This window comes from Vibrio jasicida 090810c (assembly GCF_002887615.1).
Classification (GTDB): domain Bacteria; phylum Pseudomonadota; class Gammaproteobacteria; order Enterobacterales; family Vibrionaceae; genus Vibrio; species Vibrio jasicida.
Genome location: NZ_CP025792.1, coordinates 2416120 through 2436293, shown reverse-complemented (window position 1 = coordinate 2436293; position 20174 = coordinate 2416120). Strand labels below are relative to the sequence as shown.

The window sequence follows — 20174 nt, the reverse complement described above, 5'->3', positions numbered from 1 at the left end:
GGGACTACAATTCTTACGGTCGACTAAAGGCGAGATTATAGGTGGGAAAGCGGCTTGAACCTAGAAAAGCAAGCCGCCAAAAATGCAAACTTAAGTTAAATGACGCAAAAATGAGACTATTCAAGGGCTGCCAAGATCGAGCAATGGCTGGCATCATCATTGTTATGCCCGCAGCAAGCGTCATTTATCTTCTTCAAAGCCGTACGGATTTTGCTGAGTTCAGCAATCTTCTCATCAATTAAAGTTAACTTTGCAGAAGTAATGGCTTTCACCTCAGCACAACTGTGTTCTGTCGCTTCTAATTTGATCCCTAGCAGCTCTTTGATTTCTTCCAAACTTAAACCAAGCTCTTTCGCTTTAAGAATGAAACGTACCTGCTTTTGGTTCTCTTCATTATATAAGCGATAGCCTGATTCACTTCTTCCTGCGGGTTTAATCAACGCATTTTTTTCGTAGAAACGCAATGTATCGGCAGTCACACCACAGCGTTTCGCCAATTCACCTATCTGAAACATAACTTCCCTTATTAACTATCTCGTTACTTTTTAAGCGAAAGCACGAGGTTTTTACAATTATTTTTGAGATGCCAAACGATTGCGCGAGCTTTTTTGTAAGAAATTGGTTAGAATACGCGCCATCAAATAGTGGAGACTGTTTTCTTGATAAGAAAACACCCTGCAAAGGTTTTTACCAAAACTGGCCAATATTTTACCCTAAGAGGTGGAAACAAGTTCATTTTTGGCAAACATCTTTAACTCCGTGAATTTGAGGAAAATGGAAGCATGAACAACGCTCGCCCTATTCGCCGTGCGCTTATCAGCGTATCAGACAAAACAGGTATTGTTGAGTTTGCACAAGCTCTTGCTGAGCGCGGTGTCGATATCCTATCTACTGGTGGCACTGCTCGCCTGCTTGCTGAAAAAGGCATCTCTGTTACAGAAGTATCTGACTACACTGGTTTCCCAGAAATGATGGACGGCCGTGTTAAGACTCTGCATCCAAAAGTTCATGGTGGTGTTCTAGGCCGTCGCGGCCAAGACGATGACGTGATGGAAACTCACGGTATCAACCCTATCGATATGGTTGTTGTAAACCTATACCCATTCGCAGAAACCGTTGCTAAAGAAGGCTGTACGCTTGCTGACGCTGTTGAGAACATCGACATCGGTGGTCCAACAATGGTTCGCTCTGCAGCGAAAAACCACAAAGACGTAACTATCGTTGTTAACGCTCACGACTACGACCGTGTTATCGCTGAAATGGACGCGAACGAAAAATCTCTAACACTAGAGACTCGCTTCGACCTAGCTATCGCAGCATTCGAGCACACAGCTTCTTACGACAGCATGATCGCTAACTACTTCGGCACTATGGTTCCATCTTACGGTGAGAACAAGGAAGGTGATGAAGAGAGCAAATTCCCTCGTACGTTCAACCAACAGTTCGAGAAAAAACAAGACATGCGCTACGGTGAGAACAGCCACCAAGCAGCAGCATTCTACGTTGAAGCAAACCCTGAAGAAGCATCAGTTTCTACTGCTCGCCAAATCCAAGGTAAAGCACTTTCTTACAACAACATCGCTGACACAGATGCAGCACTTGAGTGTGTGAAAGAGTTCGACGAGCCAGCATGTGTGATCGTTAAGCACGCTAACCCATGTGGTGTAGCACTAGGTGAAGATATCCTAGAAGCTTACGACCGTGCATTCAAAACAGACCCAACGTCTGCATTTGGCGGCATCATCGCATTCAACCGTGAACTAGACGCTGCAACAGCAACGGCTATCACTGAGCGCCAATTCGTTGAAGTTATCATTGCTCCTTCTGTTTCTGCTGAAGCAGTAGAAATCGTAGCTGCTAAGAAAAACCTTCGCCTACTTGAGTGTGGTGAGTGGACAACTAAGACAACTGGCTTTGACGTGAAACGCGTTAACGGCGGCCTACTGGTCCAAGACCGCGACCAAGGTATGGTGTCTGAAGATGACCTTAAAGTAGTTTCTAAGCGTCAACCAACCGCTGAAGAGCTAAAAGATGCGCTGTTCTGCTGGAAAGTAGCGAAGTACGTGAAATCTAACGCGATCGTTTACTCGAAAGGCGACATGACTATCGGTGTAGGTGCAGGCCAAATGAGCCGCGTTTACTCGGCGAAAATCGCAGGCATCAAAGCTGCAGACGAAGGTCTACAGGTTGAAGGTTGTGTAATGGCATCAGATGCATTCTTCCCATTCCGTGACGGTATCGACGCGGCTGCAGAAGCGGGCATCCAGTGTGTTATCCAACCGGGTGGTTCTATGCGTGATGACGAAGTTATCGCAGCGGCAGACGAACACGGCATGGCGATGATCTTTACGGGCATGCGTCACTTCCGCCACTAATTAGTTTTTGGTCTTCCCCTTTACCAAGGGGGAGTTAGAGGGGGTATGTTGTACGCACACGACTTACCCCTCCCAACCTCCCCTTAATAAAGGGAGGAGCGAAATCAAAGGAAATATTATGAATATTCTTATCATTGGTTCAGGTGGTCGTGAACACGCACTAGGTTGGAAAGCGGCACAAAACCCAAATGTTGAGACTATCTTCGTGGCTCCAGGTAACGCAGGTACAGCACTAGAGCCTAAACTAGAGAACGTAAACATCGCAGTAGAAGACATCGCAGGGTTGGTTGCTTTTGCAAAAGAGAAAGCGATTGAGCTAACCATTGTTGGTCCTGAAGCGCCACTGGTTATCGGTGTGGTTGATGCTTTCCGTGAAGCAGGCCTGCCAATCTTCGGCCCGACACAAGCAGCAGCGCAGCTTGAAGGATCTAAAGCGTTTACTAAAGATTTCCTTGCTCGTCACCAAATCCCAACGGGTGCATACGCGAACTTCACTGAAATCGAGCCAGCACTTGCTTACGTTCGTGAACAAGGTGCGCCGATTGTTGTGAAAGCTGACGGTCTTGCTGCTGGTAAAGGCGTGATTGTAGCGATGACACTGGAAGAAGCTGAAGACGCAATCAAAGACATGCTAGCAGGCAACGCATTTGGTGATGCAGGCAGCCGCGTGGTTATCGAAGAATTCCTAGATGGTGAAGAAGCAAGCTTCATCGTTATGGTCGATGGTGAGAACGTCTTACCAATGGCCACCAGCCAAGACCATAAACGCGTAGGCGACAAAGATACTGGTCCTAACACCGGTGGCATGGGTGCATACTCTCCAGCTCCAGTGGTGACACAGGAAATCCACAACCGCATTATGGAAGAAGTGATTTACCCAACGGTACGTGGTATGGCTTCTGAAGGTAACCCTTACACTGGTTTCTTATACGCGGGTCTGATGATCGATGCAGATGGCACTCCAAAAGTGATCGAGTACAACTGCCGCTTCGGTGATCCTGAGACGCAACCTATCATGATGCGTATGGAATCGGATCTTGTTGAACTGTGCCTTGCAGCAATCGACGAAAAATTGGACCAAGTAGAATCAAATTGGGATCCTCGCGCCTCTATCGGTATCGTGCTAGCGGCCGGCGGCTACCCAGCGGCTTACAACAAAGGCGATATCATTTCTGGTCTACCTCAAGTTGAAATTGAAGGCGAGAAAGTCTTCCATGCCGGTACAGATAACAAAGATGGCGACATCGTTACAAACGGTGGCCGTGTTCTTTGTGCGACCGCGCTTGGCAATAGCGTATCAGAAGCACAGCAACGCGCTTATGAGCTTGCGAAACCAATCAGTTGGGATGGTGTATTCCATCGCAACGATATCGGCTACCGTGCAATTGCACGTGAGCAAGAAAAATAAAAACAACTTCAGTTGGCTAAAAAGACAAAAGGCGCATTCAGCGCCTTTTTTATTATGTTTTTATCGAGAGATTTCGAAGCTACGTTTATTCCGAGATCAACTTTGGTCGTGATACGCAATCAAAATCATCATCATTGAGCATCAGCAATTCGTCGACGGTTGCCGTACTGCGAGACTCCTTGCCGATGAATGCAATGTAACTGTCCACTGAAGCTAACCTATCTATCACAAACTTAGGCAGGGTCTGGTTAAATTCCAATGTAGCAAACTCTCGCCCTTTGCAGGTTTCGAATGTTTCCCCATCCCAATAACCCTGGATTAGGCTCTTACCATCTCGGGATTGTTTCTTGATCGAAGCCACCACGTCATTTGCTTCTTTCTTATATCGTTCGAGTTGATCTCGCTGTAAAGGTAGCACTTTCCCGTTCACACGGTATTGCTGATAAATCGCATCACCATCTTTATTGAATCGAATGTGGATTTGAAAAGGCACCAATCCTTGTTTGGCATCGAGTTGCTCACCTTTTCGAATCAACTCTCTGAGCTCATCGTCATCCCAACGATAATCACTCTGATACGAGCCGTAATCACCCATGGTGACATAGTCTGCTGCCTTGCTGACACGCGTAAGGCGCTCAGTCATCCAGTATAAACTGGTGGCATCCCCCATGATTTTCCCGCCAGAGAAATGAGTAAATTGTTCGAGGTTTGGGGTTTCTACAGAAGCACAGCCAAAAAGAGTCAGGCTAGATAGGAGGAGTGAAGTGAGTAGATGTTTTTTCATGAAATTGCACCGAGGCAGAATACCTCGGTGCATTTTAACTTAGTTTACTGATTCTTTCAGCGCTTTACCTGCTACAAATGCAGGTACGTTAGCCGCTGCGATTTGAATCTCGTCACCAGTCTTAGGGTTACGACCAGTACGTGCAGCGCGGTGGTTCACTTTGAATGTACCAAAACCAATTAGTTGAACTTGGTCACCCTCTTTAAGAGCGCCTGTTACACCCTCAAGAGTTGCTTCAAGAGCAGCTTTAGCTTGTGCTTTAGATAGATCTGCTTTCTCTGCGATAAAGTCGATTAATTGGGTCTTGTTCATTAGGTTTCCCTTCTCATATGTTATCGAATTCAACTCACTCTAAAACATAAATGCCCCATCTGGCAAAGGTTTGTAAGCGATCTTTCGATTTTCTGACGTAGTTTTAGCCATAATATGAGTAATAACTCACAATTTGTTACTACTTGCACGATGAAAGCTCTTGCTTTCTAATGCAATAAGACCGATTTATAAGGCACTTTTGCGGTTATAATCTCTGCAAAGACCAACTATCACATTACATTCAAGGGCAACTATGCTGCTGTTATCCATTTATATCTCTATTGCTATCGGCGTTTCGTTTATCTGTTCGGTGCTGGAGGCGGTACTACTGAGTATCAGTCCGAGCTACATTGCACAGCTCAGACAACAGGGGCACCCTGCTTCAGCTCAGCTAGAAAAACTGAAGTCGGACATCGACCGTCCATTGGCTTCAATCCTGACGTTAAACACTATTGCTCATACTATTGGTGCAGCAACGGCAGGTGCACAAGCGGCAGTTGTGTTTGGTAGCGAAGCACTTGGTATCTTCTCTGCGGTTCTGACTTTAGCGATTCTTGTACTTTCAGAGATCGTACCTAAAACGATTGGTGCAACCTACTGGCGTCAATTAGCGCCTGCAGCAGCCGTATCGCTGCGTTGGATGGTTTGGGCACTGACACCATTCGTGTGGTTCTCAGAGCAGATTACAAAGCGTTTAGCACGCAACCACGAAGCACCAAAGATGCGTGATGAATTATCCGCAATGGCGATTCTTGCAAGAGAAAGTGGCGAGTTCGCAGAAGGCGAATCAAAAATTCTGAGTAACCTACTTGGTATTCAAGATGTACCCGTGACTCAAGTCATGACACCTCGCCCAGTCGTGTTCCGTGTGGATGCTACGATGTCGATTAATGAGTTTCTTGATAAACACAAAGAAACACCGTTCTCTCGCCCTCTGGTTTACAGTGAACAAACGGACAATATTGTTGGCTTCGTACACCGCTTAGAATTGTTCAAGCTGCAACAATCTGGCAGTGGTGAAAAGCAACTTGGTGCCGTTATGCGCCCTATTCAAGTCGTGCTAAACAATACCACTTTACCTAAAGTGTTCGACCAGATGATGAGCCACCGTCTACAACTGGCTTTAGTTGTCGATGAATACGGCACAATTCAAGGTCTAGTGACACTTGAAGATATCTTTGAGCACCTATTGGGTGAAGAGATCATCGACGAAGCGGATAAGAGCACAGACATGCAAGAGCTAGCTTATCAACGCTGGGAAAACTGGAAAGAGAAGCACGGCGTGATTGAAAGCCGTGACGACGATGAAGAAGAGGAACAACTGGAGAAACAGGACAAAGAGCCAGAAGCTCAAGAGCCAACCAAACCAGACTCTAAAGAATCGTAATCAGCATTGGGCATAACAGCTCGTACGCACAAATTAAAAAGGCATCCACCATGGATGCCTTTGTTTTATCTATTCAACAATTAAAGTGCAATGCCGATGTTGCTCACGGCTTCTTCGCGCAGCTCTTCACGCAAATCTTTAATCAAGCTGATGTCACGCTCTACCGCTTCACGCAGTGGACGGAAGATAGCCCACTGAACATCCCACTCTTCACACACGGCTTCATTTTCTTTTTGGTTGTCGTTTGTGATTGACTCTGCACCTTGTGCTTGTTCTAGGTCAGCAACAGTTTGTACCGACTGTTGGCTCACTTTAAGCATTGAATCGAAAAGGTAGTCGCGATCCAACAGACCATGCAGCAGTGTCGACAAGCTCTGACAAGCATCCATCGCTGGATAAACACCGTAAAAATCGAACTCATCTGCACTTGGGAACAATTCTTCTAACTTCTCTAATTGACGTTCGAAGTTAATTTTCGCGTTCTTAACCGTCAGAATTTCCCATACACTATCAAGAATCGCTCGGTAAGCACGTGGCTCAGCAAATTCTGTATTCTCACAAAACATCGCATAGTTTGGATACATGCGTTCACACAGACACGCCATGAAGGTAATTTGTTGCCAAGGTTCTAGTTTTTCCAAACGAACCTGAAGAGGATTCTTAAGCATAGTCACTCAATCATTGAAGAAAAAATCAGCGAAAGTGTACTTGATTCATCACAGGGAAAAAAGTTAATGCAGCATCCAAATCAGATTTTCCTGCTCTCGGAGCATCGCGACACCTACGAAACATTACTAGCGGACAAAAATCTGCCCGATCTTGCCATCACAAACAAACCTCAAGATGCTCAGATCGTACTGGCGGATCCACCATTACTATCACAAAGGTTAGACGAGTTTTCACAGCTTGAGTGGGTGCAATCAACATTTGCTGGGGTGAATGCTTTGATGATGCCGAATCTGCGCCGGGATTATACCTTGACTAATGTTCGCGGTATTTTTGGTCCATTGATTGCCGAGTACGTGATTGGTTACAGCATTGCTCACTTCCGTCACTTCATGCAATACCACCAGCAGCAACAGGCTAAACAATGGCAGCCGCATCTATATACCTCGCTACAAAGCAAAACCATGGTGATTCTCGGCACCGGCAGTATCGGCAGTCATTTGGGTAAAACGGCACAACTGATGGGCATGAAAGCCATAGGAATCAATCGTACTGGTATCCCCACTTCTGGCGGTGAATTCAATCAAACTTTTCATATCAATGAACTCGCCAGTGCCTTTCACCAAGCGGATATCGTGGTAAATACGCTGCCGAGCACGACAGAGACGCAACGTTTACTCAATAGTCAGGTGCTAAGCCATCTTAATCTGGCATTGCTATTTAATGTTGGAAGAGGCGATGTGATTGATGATGTAGGTCTGTTGCTCGCTCTAAAGAATCGCTGGGTCGAACATGCTTTTCTCGATGTGTTTGAACTAGAACCACTTTCACCACAACATCCGTTTTGGAAACTTCCGCAAGTAACCATCACTCCTCACATCGCAGCGTTAAGTTTCCCTGAGCAAGTAGTCGACATTTTTGCAGGCAACTACTTGAGTTGGAGGGACGGTTTCTCTCTAAATAATCAGGTCGATTTCGACAAAGGGTATTAACCGTTTTATGTCTCTAGAAACATTGCTAAAGCAAGTGCGAGCCTGCCAGATCTGCGCAGACGATTTACCTTTGGGTGCAAACCCTGTCGTGCAAGCCGCAAAAGACGCACGCATCCTAATCATCGGACAAGCGCCGGGGACACGTGTGCACAAAACCTCGATACCTTGGAACGATCCAAGCGGCGATCGGTTACGCCAATGGCTCGATATCGACAAAGACACGTTCTACGACCCAAAAAAAATAGCCATTGTCCCGATGGGCTTCTGCTATCCAGGCAAGGGTAGCTCTGGCGATTTGCCTCCTCGCAAAGAGTGTGCGCCCGCTTGGCATAATAAGATTCTTGAGCAGTTGCCCAATATAGAGCTGACTCTGCTGATTGGTCAGTACTCACAGCAGTACTATCTCACCAACAAACCAAAGACGCTCACGCAAACTGTTCAGCAATGGCAGGATTGGGAACCGGACTTTATCCCGCTTCCTCACCCTTCTCCGCGCAACACATTATGGCTAAAGAAGAATCCTTGGTTTGAATCTGACATCGTGCCATACCTTAAAAAACGCGTTCATTCGATGCTTTAGGTTACCCATGATCTAATTGCTTGTTTATCTGTACAAGAAAATTAGAACATAAAACCAAGCAATCATAAGCCTTTATTTATATTAAATTTTAATGTCTAAGGTACAGCTAGAATAGTAATTAGATCATGGTAGATCAAATACTATCAGAGCTGTACAATCTTGAATTTCAGGTAAAAAAATACCGGCACTGATTGCCGGTATTTGATTTCAAAAAGTCGAATTTACTTGTGGTACGGCTTAGATAGCTCGTGTACCGCTTCCACAAACACACCTGCGTTTTCTGGCGGCACATCCAAGTGGATACCGTGACCTAGGTTGAACACGTGACCAGTACCTGCATCGCCAAAGCCTTCTAGAATACCCGCTACTTCTTCACGGATACGCTCTGGTGAAGCGTAGAGCATTGATGGGTCCATGTTACCTTGTAGAGCCACTTTATCGCCGATACGCGCTTTCGCGTCTGCAATGTTGATTGTCCAGTCTAAACCTACCGCATCACAGCCCGTTGCTGCGATTTGCTCAAGCCACATACCACCGTTCTTAGTGAACAATGTTACTGGTACGCGACGACCGTCGTTTTCACGAATCAGGCCATCTACAATCTTGTGCATGTATTGCAGTGAGAACAGGTTGTAGTCACGAGGAGTCAGTACACCGCCCCATGTATCAAATACCATCACCGACTGTGCACCCGCTTTAATTTGCGCGTTTAGGTACTCGATAACGCTGTCTGCTAGCTTATCTAGAAGTAGGTGCAGCGTTTGTGGTTCTGCGTACATCATCTTCTTGATCTTGGTGAACGCTTTCGAGCTGCCGCCTTCAACCATATAAGTCGCCAGCGTCCATGGGCTACCAGAGAAACCAATCAGTGGAACGTCACCGTTCAAGTCTTTGCGGATTTGACGCACTGCGTTCATTACGTATTGCAGCTCGCCTTCTGGATCTGGCAGGCCAATCTTTTCTACGTCGGCTTTGCAAGTGATTGGCTTATCGAAAACCGGACCTTCACCCGCAGCAAAACGAAGCTCTAAGCCCATTGCATCTGGGATAGTTAGGATGTCAGAGAACAAGATCGCTGCATCAAGAGGAAAACGGCGTAGTGGTTGAAGCGTTACTTCTGACGCCAACTCCGCATTTTTACACAAAGACATGAAATCGCCCGCTTGCGCACGAGTTGCTTTGTACTCTGGTAGGTAACGACCTGCCTGACGCATCATCCATACTGGCGTGTAATCTACTGGCTCTTTTAGAAGGGCACGCAGATAACGATCATTTTTTAATTCAGTCATTCCGTAATTCCAATTGTTAGGCTTTCTTTGAAAGGGGGTATTCTATCACTGATTTAAGGCTAATAGCTGTGTGCTTTGCAACCTGGATCAAGTTATTAACTTTTAAATCAGTGCTTAATTTGCACCCAGTCGGTATCAGTGTTAAAAATTTGTTCGCTAGCGAAAACTACAATTATAAACTGAGTACCCGGTACTCAGCATCTCATAACGACATCTTACTTACCCCCTCCCTCTCGGAGGGTTTTTTTTATCTATTTTTCAGCTAATTAGATTCGATATCTTGTCGCGTTTGCTCGATAAGTGCTCGAGCAATTGTCCCTTCTGGTGCAACCGGCGGCATCTCGTCAATGCCAAACCATTGTGCATCGGACAGCTCGGTGTAATCAGGATTCAATTCACCAGACTCGTAATCCGCAAGAAATGCCATCATCATGCTGGATGGAAAGGCCCATGGTTGGCTGCCAAAATAGCGAATATTTTTAACGTGTACGCCGGTTTCTTCATGCACCTCTCGAGCCACACATTCTTCTAGGGTTTCTCCCACTTCTAAAAAGCCCGCAATGACGGTGTACATGCCATTTCGATGACGAGGGTGCTGTGCCAACAAAATCTGGTTATCTTTGCGTACAGCGACAATGATGCACGGGAAGATACGCGGATAGTGTAAGGTACGGCACTCACCACACTGCATTGCCAATTGATTGTTGTTGAGGAAGTTACGCCCGCCACATTGAGGGCAAAAGCGCAGGCTTTGTGTCATGTGGCCATATTGAATCGCTTTACTAATCAGCAAGAAAAGCGCCTCTGGGAAATGGAGACAATCTCGCAAAGACACAAGATCTAAATCATGGTCTAAATCACACAGGTTTATCCATATGACTGGGGCACCTTGGTATTCACCAATTTGCCTTGCACTCGCCTCTGGCAGTGAGAACTGCTCTGCATTACCAAATGGAATAGCACCATCCACCAGCCAGATATCACTTCCTGAGACAACGCACCAATAGGCGTTTTTCGTACGGTTAACTTCACCTTTTCTTAACATTACAGCGTCCCTTTGCTTGAAGTTCATCCATTTTACTGGCAATCTAATTTCATACCAGAGTTTGTTGTTCGTTAGATTTGCAACTATAAATTCTAGTAAGGACAAGAGTTTGTAATCACTTTACTAACTTTGCTTTGCAAAGGATACGTTCGCCAATGGGCGATCAGATCATGAGGGCATGGTCATGCTAAAAAAATTCAAACAAACACAGGACCAATGGGGTGGCTCAAGTGAGGTCATTGATCATTGGCTGGAAACAAGACAGTCTTTGATTGTCGAATATTGTAAGCTTGCAGCACTGCAACCTTGTTCGAAAACGAACGTTATTGAACTTCCTTCTCCAGACGAATTACAGCACTTCTGCCAACATCTTGTTGACTATATCTCCGAAGGCCATTTCAAGATATACGACATGGTCATGGATAAATGGAAAGCGACTGGCTTTGTCGCTACTGATGAAATTAATCAGGCTTACGCGAAGATAGTTCTAACTACCGAACCGCTTCTTAACTTTACCGATAAATACTCTGATGTTTCAGCCGAAGATGAACTGGCCGATTTCGATTCAGATATGTCTCTGATTGGAGAAATTATCGAAACGCGCTTTGCGGTAGAGGATCACTTGATTCAGTTGATTGCCGACAGTTTAGCTATGCCGCCTGGCGCATAGCGAGAAGCGAGAAGCGAGAAGCGAGAAGCGAGAAGCGAGAAGCGAGAAGCGAGAAGCGAGAAGCGAGAAGCGAGAAGCGAGAAGCGAGAAGATTCTTGAGGGTTGGCGTGTATTCGTCAACCCTTTTTGTTTTTCGGGATTCGGTTCATTTTGTCTTTCTAAGGGACAAGTTCTGTCAACACCTTTCGAAGCCAAACTTCTTGCACTAGCCCTCCAACAACACCTCTCGATTCCTAAGGCGAAGCGCTCTCGGAGCGTAAGCGTTCTATTTGACTTCAAACAAAAAAGGCACCCGGAGGTGCCTTTTCTTTTAAGCTCTTAACGATTACTCGTCAGAAGAGAAGCCAGCGTTTAGAAGTGCCGCTAGGTTATCTGTTGCTTGTTCAGCAGATGGACCTTCTTGCGCTTCAGCACGTTTAGCTTGACGATCTTGGTGGTATGCGAAACCAGTACCAGCTGGGATCAGACGACCAACAATTACGTTCTCTTTCAGACCACGTAGGTCATCACGCTTACCAGAAACCGCAGCTTCTGTTAGTACGCGAGTTGTCTCCTGGAACGATGCCGCAGAGATGAATGACTCAGTCGCTAGAGATGCCTTAGTGATACCTAGTAGCTCACGCTCGAAACGTGCTGGCTCTTTGCCTTCAGCTTCTAGGTTACGGTTAGAAATCTTAACTTGTGAGTATTCAACTTGCTCGCCAGGTAGGAACTCAGAGTCACCTGCGTGAGTAATTGTACACTTACGTAGCATTTGACGAACGATAGTCTCGATGTGCTTATCGTTAATCTTAACGCCTTGTAGACGATAAACTTCTTGTACTTCGTTAGCGATGTACTGAGTTACCGCGTGTACGCCACGTAGACGTAGAATGTCATGTGGAGACTCTGGACCATCTGCGATCACGTCACCACGTTCAACACGCTCACCTTCAAATACGTTCAACTGACGATGCTTAGGAATCATCTCTTCGTAAGCGTCACCGCCGTCACGAGTGATTACTAGACGACGTTTACCTTTCGTCTCCTTACCGAAGCTCACAGTACCTGTGTGCTCAGCAAGAATCGCAGGCTCTTTAGGCTTACGAGCTTCGAATAGGTCTGCTACGCGTGGTAGACCACCGGTGATATCTTTGTTACCGCCAGATTTCTGAGGGATACGTGAAAGTGTATCACCCACACCTACTTCTGCGCCGTCTTCGATGTTTACAATCGCTTTACCAGGTAGGAAGTAGTGAGCTGGCATTTCAGTACCAGGGATCATTACGTCGTTACCTTGCTCATCAACAAGTTTGATAGCTGGACGCATATCTTTACCTGCTGCTGGGCGAGCTGCTGGGTCAGTTACTTCGCTTGAAGATAGACCTGTTAGGTCATCTGTTTGACGAGAAACTGTAACACCGTCGATCATGTCTACGAACTGGATGCGACCTGCCACTTCAGTGATGATTGGCATGGTGTGCGCTTCCCAGTTAGCAACAACGTCACCAGCTGTTACTGCGTCGTTGTCGCCTTTGCTTAGCATCGAACCGTAAGGAAGTTTGTGCTTCTCTTTAGTACGACCGAATTCATCAATGATAGTTAGCTCAGATGCACGAGACGTGATTACCAGCTTCTTATCTTTGTTGATTACGAACTTAGCGTTGTGCAGTTTAACTGTACCAGTTGTCTTCGCTTGGATGCTGTTCTCTGCTGCTGCAGTAGATGCCGCACCACCGATGTGGAACGTACGCATCGTAAGCTGTGTACCCGGTTCACCGATAGACTGAGCAGCGATAACGCCTACTGCTTCACCTTGGTTCACTAGGTGACCACGTGCTAGGTCACGACCGTAACACTGTGCACAACAACCGAAGTCAGAGTCACATGTAACAACAGAGCGTACGCGCATGCTGTCTACAGAGTTCTCTTCCATGATCTGACACCACTTCTCATCAATTAGAGTGTTACGTGGGATCAGAACATCTTCTGTACCTGGCTTAAGAACGTCTTCAGCTACTACACGACCTAGCGCTAGCTCAGTTAGTGCAACTTTAACATCACCACCCTCGATGTGAGGCATCATGTCAACACCCTCGTGAGTGCCACAGTCATGTTCAGTTACAACAACGTCTTGAGCAACGTCTACTAGACGACGAGTTAGGTAACCCGAGTTCGCTGTTTTCAGTGCCGTATCCGCAAGACCCTTACGAGCACCGTGCGTTGAGATAAAGTACTGAAGTACGTTTAGACCTTCTTTAAAGTTCGCAGTGATCGGCGTTTCGATGATTGAACCATCTGGACGCGCCATCAGACCACGCATACCCGCTAGCTGACGAATCTGTGCAGCAGAACCACGAGCGCCCGAGTCAGCCATCATGTAGATGCTGTTAAACGATTCTTGTTGCTCTTCTTCACCGTCACGGTTAACTACCGTTTCAGATGAAAGGTTTGCCATCATCGCTTTTGCTACGCGATCGTTGGTCGATGCCCAGATATCGATCACTTTGTTGTAGCGCTCGCCCGCAGTAACAAGACCAGATTGGTACTGTTCCTGGATTTCACGTACTTCTTCTTCCGCTTCTGCGATTTCAGTGTACTTAGCTGGCGGTACAACCATGTCGTCGATACCAACAGATACACCAGATAGTGCCGCGTATGCGAAACCGGTGTACATGATTTGGTCAGCGAAGATTACTGTATCTTTAAGACCAAGCTTACGGTATGCCTCGTTAAGTAGGTTAGAGATCTGTTTCTTACCTAGTTTTTGGTTAACGATGCTGTACGGTAGGCCCGATGGCACGATTTGCCATAGCATTGCACGACCGATAGTTGTATCAACCATCTTAGTTTCAGTAGTGCTGTTGCCATCTTCGTCTACAACTGTTTCTGTAATACGTACTTTAACGCGTGCGTGTAGTTCAGCGGTCTTAGTGCGGTATGCTTTCTCAGCCTCTGCTGGGCCAGAAAGGTACATGCCTTCACCTTTCACGTTGATCTTGTCACGAGTCATGTAGTACAGACCCAATACAACGTCCTGAGAAGGTACGATGATCGGATCACCTGACGCTGGCGACAGAATGTTGTTTGTCGACATCATCAGAGTACGAGCTTCAAGCTGTGCCTCTAGAGTTAGAGGTACGTGAACCGCCATTTGGTCACCATCGAAGTCCGCGTTGTACGCCGCACACACTAGTGGGTGTAGCTGAATCGCTTTACCTTCGATTAGTACTGGTTCGAACGCCTGGATACCTAGACGGTGAAGTGTAGGTGCACGGTTCAATAGTACTGGGTGTTCACGGATTACTTCGTCTAGGATATCCCAAACTACCGCTTCTTCACGCTCTACCATTTTCTTAGCAGCTTTGATTGTAGTCGCAAGACCACGAGTCTCTAGCTTGCTGTAGATAAATGGTTTGAATAGCTCAAGTGCCATCTTCTTAGGAAGACCACACTGATGTAGACGAAGGTATGGACCTACTGTGATTACAGAACGGCCAGAGTAGTCTACACGTTTACCTAGAAGGTTCTGACGGAAACGACCTTGTTTACCCTTGATCATATCAGCAAGAGATTTCAGAGGACGTTTGTTAGAACCTGTGATCGCACGACCACGACGACCGTTGTCTAGTAGCGCATCAACAGACTCTTGCAGCATACGTTTTTCGTTACGTACGATGATGTCCGGAGCAGCTAGCTCTAGAAGACGCTTCAAACGGTTGTTACGGTTGATCACACGACGGTATAGGTCGTTCAGATCTGAAGTCGCAAAACGACCGCCATCTAGTGGTACTAGAGGACGTAGATCTGGCGGAAGAACTGGAAGTACAGTCAGGATCATCCACTCTGGGTTGTTGCCAGATTGAATAAACGCTTCTACCAGTTTCAGACGCTTAGTGACTTTCTTACGCTTAGTTTCAGAGTTAGTTGTTTCTAGCTCTTCGCGCATTTGTTCAGCTTCAGCGTGCATATCCATAGAACCTAGTAGGTCCTTGATAGCTTCTGCACCCATCTTAGCAGTGAACTCGTCGCCCCACTCTTCTAGACGATCCAGATACTCTTCTTCAGTAAGCATCTGAGATTTTTCTAGATCAGTCATACCTGGTTCAGTTACTACGTACATTTCGAAGTAAAGAACACGCTCGATATCACGTAGTGGGATATCCATTAGTAGACCGATACGAGACGGTAGCGATTTTAGGAACCAGATGTGAGCTACTGGTGATGCTAGCTCAATGTGGCCCATACGGTCACGACGAACTTTAGTTTGTGTAACTTCTACACCACACTTCTCACAGATAACACCACGGTGCTTCAGGCGCTTGTACTTACCACAAAGACATTCGTAGTCTTTAACTGGACCAAAGATACGCGCACAGAACAGACCATCGCGTTCAGGTTTGAACGTACGATAGTTGATCGTTTCAGGTTTTTTAACTTCACCGAAAGACCATGAACGGATCATGTCCGGAGAAGATAGACCGATTTTGATAGCATCAAATTCTTCGGTCTTATGCTGTGCTTTTAGAAAGTTTAATAAGTCTTTCACAATCAGCTCCTGTAAGGAGTTAAAAGGAGCTCACTCGCTAAAGTGAGCACCTTCTACCAAATAATCGCTTTTTGGTTCTCTCAACCTTGGTCAAGAGAAAAGAGATTACTCTTCGTCTTCTAGCTCGATGTTGATACCTAGCGAGCGAATCTCTTTCAACAGTACGTTGAACGATTCTGGCATACCAGGTTCCATGCTGTGGTTACCGTCTACGATGTTTTTGTACATCTTAGTACGGCCGTTAACGTCATCCGACTTAACCGTTAGCATTTCTTGTAGAGTGTAAGCAGCACCGTATGCTTCTAGTGCCCATACTTCCATCTCACCGAAACGCTGACCACCGAACTGAGCTTTACCACCAAGTGGTTGCTGAGTTACTAGGCTGTACGAACCAGTTGAACGAGCGTGCATCTTGTCATCAACAAGGTGGTTCAGTTTCAGCATGTACATGTAACCTACCGTTACAGGACGCTCAAACTGGTCACCCGTGCGACCATCAAACAGTTTTAGCTGACCAGATTCTGGTAGGTCTGCTAGTTTCAGTAGCGCTTTAATAGACGCTTCTGGTGCACCGTCAAATACTGGAGTCGCGATTGGTAGACCGCCACGTAGGTTCTTGATCAGAGTACGAACTTCGTCATCAGATAGAGAAGCAATGTCTACTTTCTGGCGAGTTTCGCCTAGGTCGTAAACTTTTTGTAGGAACTCGCGGAATTTCGCTAGTTCTTGCTGCTCTTTAACCATCTGGTTGATCTTGTCACCGATACCTTTCGCTGCCAGACCTAAGTGTACTTCTAGGATCTGACCGATGTTCATACGCGAAGGTACACCCAGTGGGTTAAGTACGATGTCTACAGGCTGACCTTTCTCATCGTATGGCATGTCTTCAACAGGGTTGATCTTAGAGATTACACCCTTGTTACCGTGACGACCCGCCATCTTATCACCAGGCTGGATACGACGTTTAACCGCTAGGTAAACCTTAACGATCTTCAGTACGCCAGGTGCTAGATCATCACCTTGAGTGATCTTGCGACGCTTAGTTTCGAATTTCTTATCGAAGTCAGCTTTTAGCTCGTCCCACTGCTCAGCAAGTTGCTCAAGCTGTGATTGTAGTGCATCGTCTTCTAGCGTTAGTTCTAGCCACTTCTTACGATCAGTTGTGTCTAGTTTCGCTTCAGAGTAACCACCATCGATCAGTACAGCTTTAACGCGGTTTAGAAGGCCACCCTCAAGAATCTGGAATTCTTCAGTTAGGTCTTTCTTCGCTTCTTTAAGCTGCATTTGTTCGATTTCAAGCGCACGCTTGTCTTTCTCTACGCCATCGCGAGTGAAGACTTGAACGTCGATAATCGTACCTGATACAGAGTTAGGTACACGTAGTGAAGTATCTTTAACGTCAGATGCTTTTTCACCGAAGATTGCACGTAGTAGCTTCTCTTCAGGCGTTAGCTGAGTTTCACCTTTAGGTGTTACTTTACCAACTAGGATGTCGCCACCCTTAACTTCAGCACCGATGTAAACGATACCTGACTCGTCTAGTTTAGACAGAGCAGATTCACCTACGTTTGGAATATCAGCTGTGATCTCTTCAGAACCAAGCTTAGTATCACGCGCCACACAAGTAAGTTCTTGGATGTGGATAGTCGTGAAACGGTCTTCTTGAACTACGCGCTCAGATACTAAGATCGAGTCTTCGAAGTTGTAACCGTTCCAAGGCATGAACGCGATACGCATGTTTTGACCAAGCGCTAGTTCACCAAGGTCTGTTGAAGGACCATCAGCAAGAACGTCACCGCGTGATACAGGTTCACCTGGCATCACACATGGGCGCTGGTTAATACATGTGTTCTGGTTAGAACGTGTGTATTTAGTCAGGTTGTAGATGTCGATACCAGCTTCGCCTGGTACTAGCTCTTCTTCGTTCACTTTAACAACGATACGAGAAGCATCTACTGACTGGATTACACCACCACGTTTAGCAACTGCAGTTACACCTGAGTCAACTGCTACGTTACGTTCAATACCAGTACCAACAAGCGGTTTGTCAGCTTTCAGTGTTGGAACTGCCTGACGTTGCATGTTCGCACCCATCAATGCACGGTTCGCATCATCGTGTTCTAGGAACGGGATAAGCGAGGCAGCGATAGATACAACCTGGTTTGTCGCAACGTCCATGTACTGAGCGTGCTCACGAGGGTGTAGACCAGATTCACCTTTTTGACGAGCTGTGATCAGCTCATCTGCAAAACCGCCTTCTTCAGTTAACGCAGCGTTAGCCTGTGCGATAACGAATTGGCCTTCTTCGATTGCAGATAGGTAATCTACTTCGTCTGTTACAACACCATCTACAACGCGACGGTATGGCGTCTCTAGGAAACCGTACTCGTTACAACGCGCAAACGCAGATAGAGAGTTGATCAGACCGATGTTTGGACCTTCCGGCGTTTCGATAGGACATAGACGACCGTAGTGAGTTACGTGTACGTCACGTACTTCGAAGCCAGCACGCTCACGAGTTAGACCGCCAGGACCCAATGCAGAAATACGACGCTTGTGCGTTACTTCTGATAGCGGGTTGTTTTGGTCCATGAACTGTGAAAGCTGTGAAGAGCCAAAGAATTCTTTAACAGCTGCAGAGATTGGTTTCGCGTTGATCAGGTCTTGAGGCATGATTGCGTCAAGATCGCCTAGGCTTAGACGCTCTTTAACTGCACGCTCAACACGTACTAGACCTACACGGAACTGGTTCTCAGCCATCTCGCCTACAGAACGGATACGACGGTTACCAAGGTGGTCGATATCGTCCACTTCACCTTTACCGTTACGGATCGCGATAAGCTTCTTCATCACTTCAACGATGTCTAGCTCGTCAAGTGTGCCTTGCTCTTGAGCATCTTCACGGCCGATAGAGCTGTTGAACTTCATACGACCAACAGTCGATAGATCGTAACGCTCTTCAGAGAAGAATAGGCTTTCGAATAGTGCTTCTGCAGCTTCTTTTGTTGGTGGCTCACCAGGGCGCATCATGCGGTAGATTTCTACCAGTGCAGAAATACGATCAACAGTGCTGTCGATACGTAGTGTTTCTGACATGAATGGACCGTGGTCTAGATCGTTGGTGAACAACGTTTCTAGTGATTTGTGGCCAGCCTGAGATAGGTTCGCTAGTGCTTCCAGGCTAATTTCCTGGTTAGCGTTAACAATGATCTCGCCTGTTGCTTCGTTGATGTAATCTTTCGATGCAACTTTACCAACGATGTACTCAACTGGTACTTCGATGTGATCAACGCCATCTTTTTCTAGTTGGCGGATATGACGAGCTGTTACGCGACGACCTTGCTCAACGTAAGTTTTACCGTTCGCTTCGATGTCGAACGACGCAGTTTCACCACGTAGACGATCAGGAACCAACTCCATTAGTAGAGTTTGGTCTTTCACTTCGAAGTTCACTTTTTCGAAGAAGATATCTAGGATTTCTTCTGACGTTTTACCAAGTGCACGAAGGATGATCGAAGCTGGTAGCTTACGACGACGGTCAATACGTACGTATAAGTTATCCTTAGGATCGAACTCAAAGTCTAACCATGAGCCACGGTAAGGAATTACACGTGCGTTATATAGAACTTTACCTGAAGAGTGGGTCTTACCCTTATCGCTGTCGAAGAACACGCCTGGGCTTCGGTGCAGCTGGGATACGATAACCCTCTCGGTACCGTTAATTACGAAGGTACCATTGTCTGTCATAAGCGGAATTTCGCCCATGTAGACTTCTTGTTCTTTAATGTCTTTTACAGTACCTGCTGGTGCGTCTTTATCAAAGATTACTAGACGTAGTTTTACGCGTAGTGGCTTTGAGTAAGTTACACCGCGGATTTGACATTCTTTAACGTCAAAAACTGGCTCACCAAGACGGTAGCTAACGTATTGCAGCTCAGAATTGCCGTTGTAGCTCTGAATTGGAAATACAGAACGGAAAGCAGCTTCAAGACCGTATTGACCTTCAGGATCCTGTTCGATGAATTTGTCGAACGAATCGAGCTGGATCGATAGCAGGTATGGAATGTCCAAAACTTGTGGACGAGTACCAAAGTCCTTACGGATGCGCTTTTTCTCGGTATAAGAGTAAACCATGGGG

At 46.3% G+C, this 20174-nt stretch carries 14 protein-coding genes; 6 read left to right on the top strand and 8 right to left on the bottom strand.

Translation table 11 applies throughout. The features are described from left to right. Positions 1–116: 116 nt before the first annotated feature. Positions 117–515, bottom strand: coding sequence for a Zn(2+)-responsive transcriptional regulator (zntR, locus tag C1S73_RS11605; protein WP_038873397.1), 399 nt, complete (start codon positions 513–515; stop codon positions 117–119). 267 nt (positions 516–782) lie between these two features. On the opposite strand from zntR, the gene purH reads away from it, so the two are divergent. Together purH and purD are read left to right on the top strand one after the other, a co-directional pair. Further along, on the top strand, positions 783–2375 hold the full coding sequence (gene purH, locus C1S73_RS11595) for a bifunctional phosphoribosylaminoimidazolecarboxamide formyltransferase/IMP cyclohydrolase (RefSeq protein WP_038873400.1): 1593 nt from the start codon (positions 783–785) through the stop codon (positions 2373–2375). A gap of 118 nt (positions 2376–2493) precedes the next feature. Further along, positions 2494–3783, top strand: a complete 1290-nt coding sequence (gene purD / locus C1S73_RS11590) for a phosphoribosylamine--glycine ligase (protein ID WP_038873403.1) — start codon at positions 2494–2496, stop codon at positions 3781–3783. Positions 3784–3868: 85 nt separating this feature from the next. Here the strand turns inward: purD and C1S73_RS11585 are convergent, their stop codons facing one another. Next, complete coding sequence (locus C1S73_RS11585) at positions 3869–4567, bottom strand: DUF1481 domain-containing protein (protein WP_038873406.1); 699 nt, start codon at positions 4565–4567, stop codon at positions 3869–3871. Between the two features lie 39 nt (positions 4568–4606). After that, positions 4607–4879, bottom strand: a complete 273-nt coding sequence (gene hupA, locus C1S73_RS11580) for a nucleoid-associated protein HU-alpha (protein ID WP_005433627.1) — start codon at positions 4877–4879, stop codon at positions 4607–4609. 253 nt (positions 4880–5132) lie between these two features. Here hupA and C1S73_RS11575 point away from each other — a divergent pair, with 253 nt between their 5' ends. Next, positions 5133–6266, top strand: coding sequence for a CNNM domain-containing protein (locus C1S73_RS11575; RefSeq protein WP_038873409.1), 1134 nt, complete (start codon positions 5133–5135; stop codon positions 6264–6266). A gap of 80 nt (positions 6267–6346) precedes the next feature. Here C1S73_RS11575 and C1S73_RS11570 read toward each other — a convergent pair whose 3' ends face one another. Continuing rightward, positions 6347–6934: a YjaG family protein gene (locus C1S73_RS11570; RefSeq protein WP_038873411.1), complete on the bottom strand. Its 588-nt coding sequence runs from the start codon at positions 6932–6934 to the stop codon at positions 6347–6349. Positions 6935–7000: 66 nt separating this feature from the next. Here C1S73_RS11570 and C1S73_RS11565 point away from each other — a divergent pair, with 66 nt between their 5' ends. Together C1S73_RS11565 and C1S73_RS11560 are read left to right on the top strand one after the other, a co-directional pair. After that, on the top strand, positions 7001–7924 hold the full coding sequence (locus tag C1S73_RS11565) for a D-2-hydroxyacid dehydrogenase (protein ID WP_038873414.1): 924 nt from the start codon (positions 7001–7003) through the stop codon (positions 7922–7924). Positions 7925–7931: 7 nt separating this feature from the next. Beyond that, the gene (locus C1S73_RS11560; RefSeq protein WP_038873417.1) at positions 7932–8504 is read left to right on the top strand and encodes a uracil-DNA glycosylase family protein; all 573 of its coding nucleotides are present in this window, start codon (positions 7932–7934) and stop codon (positions 8502–8504) included. Positions 8505–8725: 221 nt separating this feature from the next. On the opposite strand, the gene hemE is transcribed toward C1S73_RS11560, so the two are convergent. Both hemE and nudC read right to left on the bottom strand, forming a co-directional pair. Next, positions 8726–9793 (bottom strand): uroporphyrinogen decarboxylase, encoded by a 1068-nt coding sequence (gene hemE, locus C1S73_RS11555; protein ID WP_005433634.1) that lies wholly within the window; start codon positions 9791–9793, stop codon positions 8726–8728. Between the two features lie 262 nt (positions 9794–10055). Continuing rightward, the gene (nudC, locus tag C1S73_RS11550) at positions 10056–10838 is read right to left on the bottom strand and encodes an NAD(+) diphosphatase (protein WP_038873419.1); all 783 of its coding nucleotides are present in this window, start codon (positions 10836–10838) and stop codon (positions 10056–10058) included. Between the two features lie 178 nt (positions 10839–11016). Between nudC and C1S73_RS11545 the strand changes: the two genes are divergently transcribed. Continuing rightward, positions 11017–11508, top strand: a complete 492-nt coding sequence (locus C1S73_RS11545) for an Rsd/AlgQ family anti-sigma factor (RefSeq protein WP_038873422.1) — start codon at positions 11017–11019, stop codon at positions 11506–11508. A 325-nt stretch (positions 11509–11833) separates the two neighbouring features. On the opposite strand, the gene rpoC is transcribed toward C1S73_RS11545, so the two are convergent. Both rpoC and rpoB read right to left on the bottom strand, forming a co-directional pair. Beyond that, on the bottom strand, positions 11834–16036 hold the full coding sequence (gene rpoC, locus C1S73_RS11540; protein ID WP_038873424.1) for a DNA-directed RNA polymerase subunit beta': 4203 nt from the start codon (positions 16034–16036) through the stop codon (positions 11834–11836). Between the two features lie 105 nt (positions 16037–16141). Beyond that, complete coding sequence (gene rpoB, locus C1S73_RS11535; RefSeq protein ID WP_009705466.1) at positions 16142–20170, bottom strand: DNA-directed RNA polymerase subunit beta; 4029 nt, start codon at positions 20168–20170, stop codon at positions 16142–16144. Between the last annotated feature and the right edge of the window lie 4 nt (positions 20171–20174).

What these genes read in the sequence shown, in the direction of transcription:
- zntR (WP_038873397.1), bottom strand. Translation starts at nt 515, where the DNA reads ATGTTTCAGATAGGTGAATTGGCGAAACGCTGTGGTGTGACTGCCGAT.
- purH (WP_038873400.1), top strand. Translation starts at nt 783, where the DNA reads ATGAACAACGCTCGCCCTATTCGCCGTGCGCTTATCAGCGTATCAGAC.
- purD (WP_038873403.1), top strand. Translation starts at nt 2,494, where the DNA reads ATGAATATTCTTATCATTGGTTCAGGTGGTCGTGAACACGCACTAGGT.
- C1S73_RS11585 (WP_038873406.1), bottom strand. Translation starts at nt 4,567, where the DNA reads ATGAAAAAACATCTACTCACTTCACTCCTCCTATCTAGCCTGACTCTT.
- hupA (WP_005433627.1), bottom strand. Translation starts at nt 4,879, where the DNA reads ATGAACAAGACCCAATTAATCGACTTTATCGCAGAGAAAGCAGATCTA.
- C1S73_RS11575 (WP_038873409.1), top strand. Translation starts at nt 5,133, where the DNA reads ATGCTGCTGTTATCCATTTATATCTCTATTGCTATCGGCGTTTCGTTT.
- C1S73_RS11570 (WP_038873411.1), bottom strand. Translation starts at nt 6,934, where the DNA reads ATGCTTAAGAATCCTCTTCAGGTTCGTTTGGAAAAACTAGAACCTTGG.
- C1S73_RS11565 (WP_038873414.1), top strand. Translation starts at nt 7,001, where the DNA reads ATGCAGCATCCAAATCAGATTTTCCTGCTCTCGGAGCATCGCGACACC.
- C1S73_RS11560 (WP_038873417.1), top strand. Translation starts at nt 7,932, where the DNA reads ATGTCTCTAGAAACATTGCTAAAGCAAGTGCGAGCCTGCCAGATCTGC.
- hemE (WP_005433634.1), bottom strand. Translation starts at nt 9,793, where the DNA reads ATGACTGAATTAAAAAATGATCGTTATCTGCGTGCCCTTCTAAAAGAG.
- nudC (WP_038873419.1), bottom strand. Translation starts at nt 10,838, where the DNA reads ATGTTAAGAAAAGGTGAAGTTAACCGTACGAAAAACGCCTATTGGTGC.
- C1S73_RS11545 (WP_038873422.1), top strand. Translation starts at nt 11,017, where the DNA reads ATGGTCATGCTAAAAAAATTCAAACAAACACAGGACCAATGGGGTGGC.
- rpoB (WP_009705466.1), bottom strand. Translation starts at nt 20,170, where the DNA reads ATGGTTTACTCTTATACCGAGAAAAAGCGCATCCGTAAGGACTTTGGT.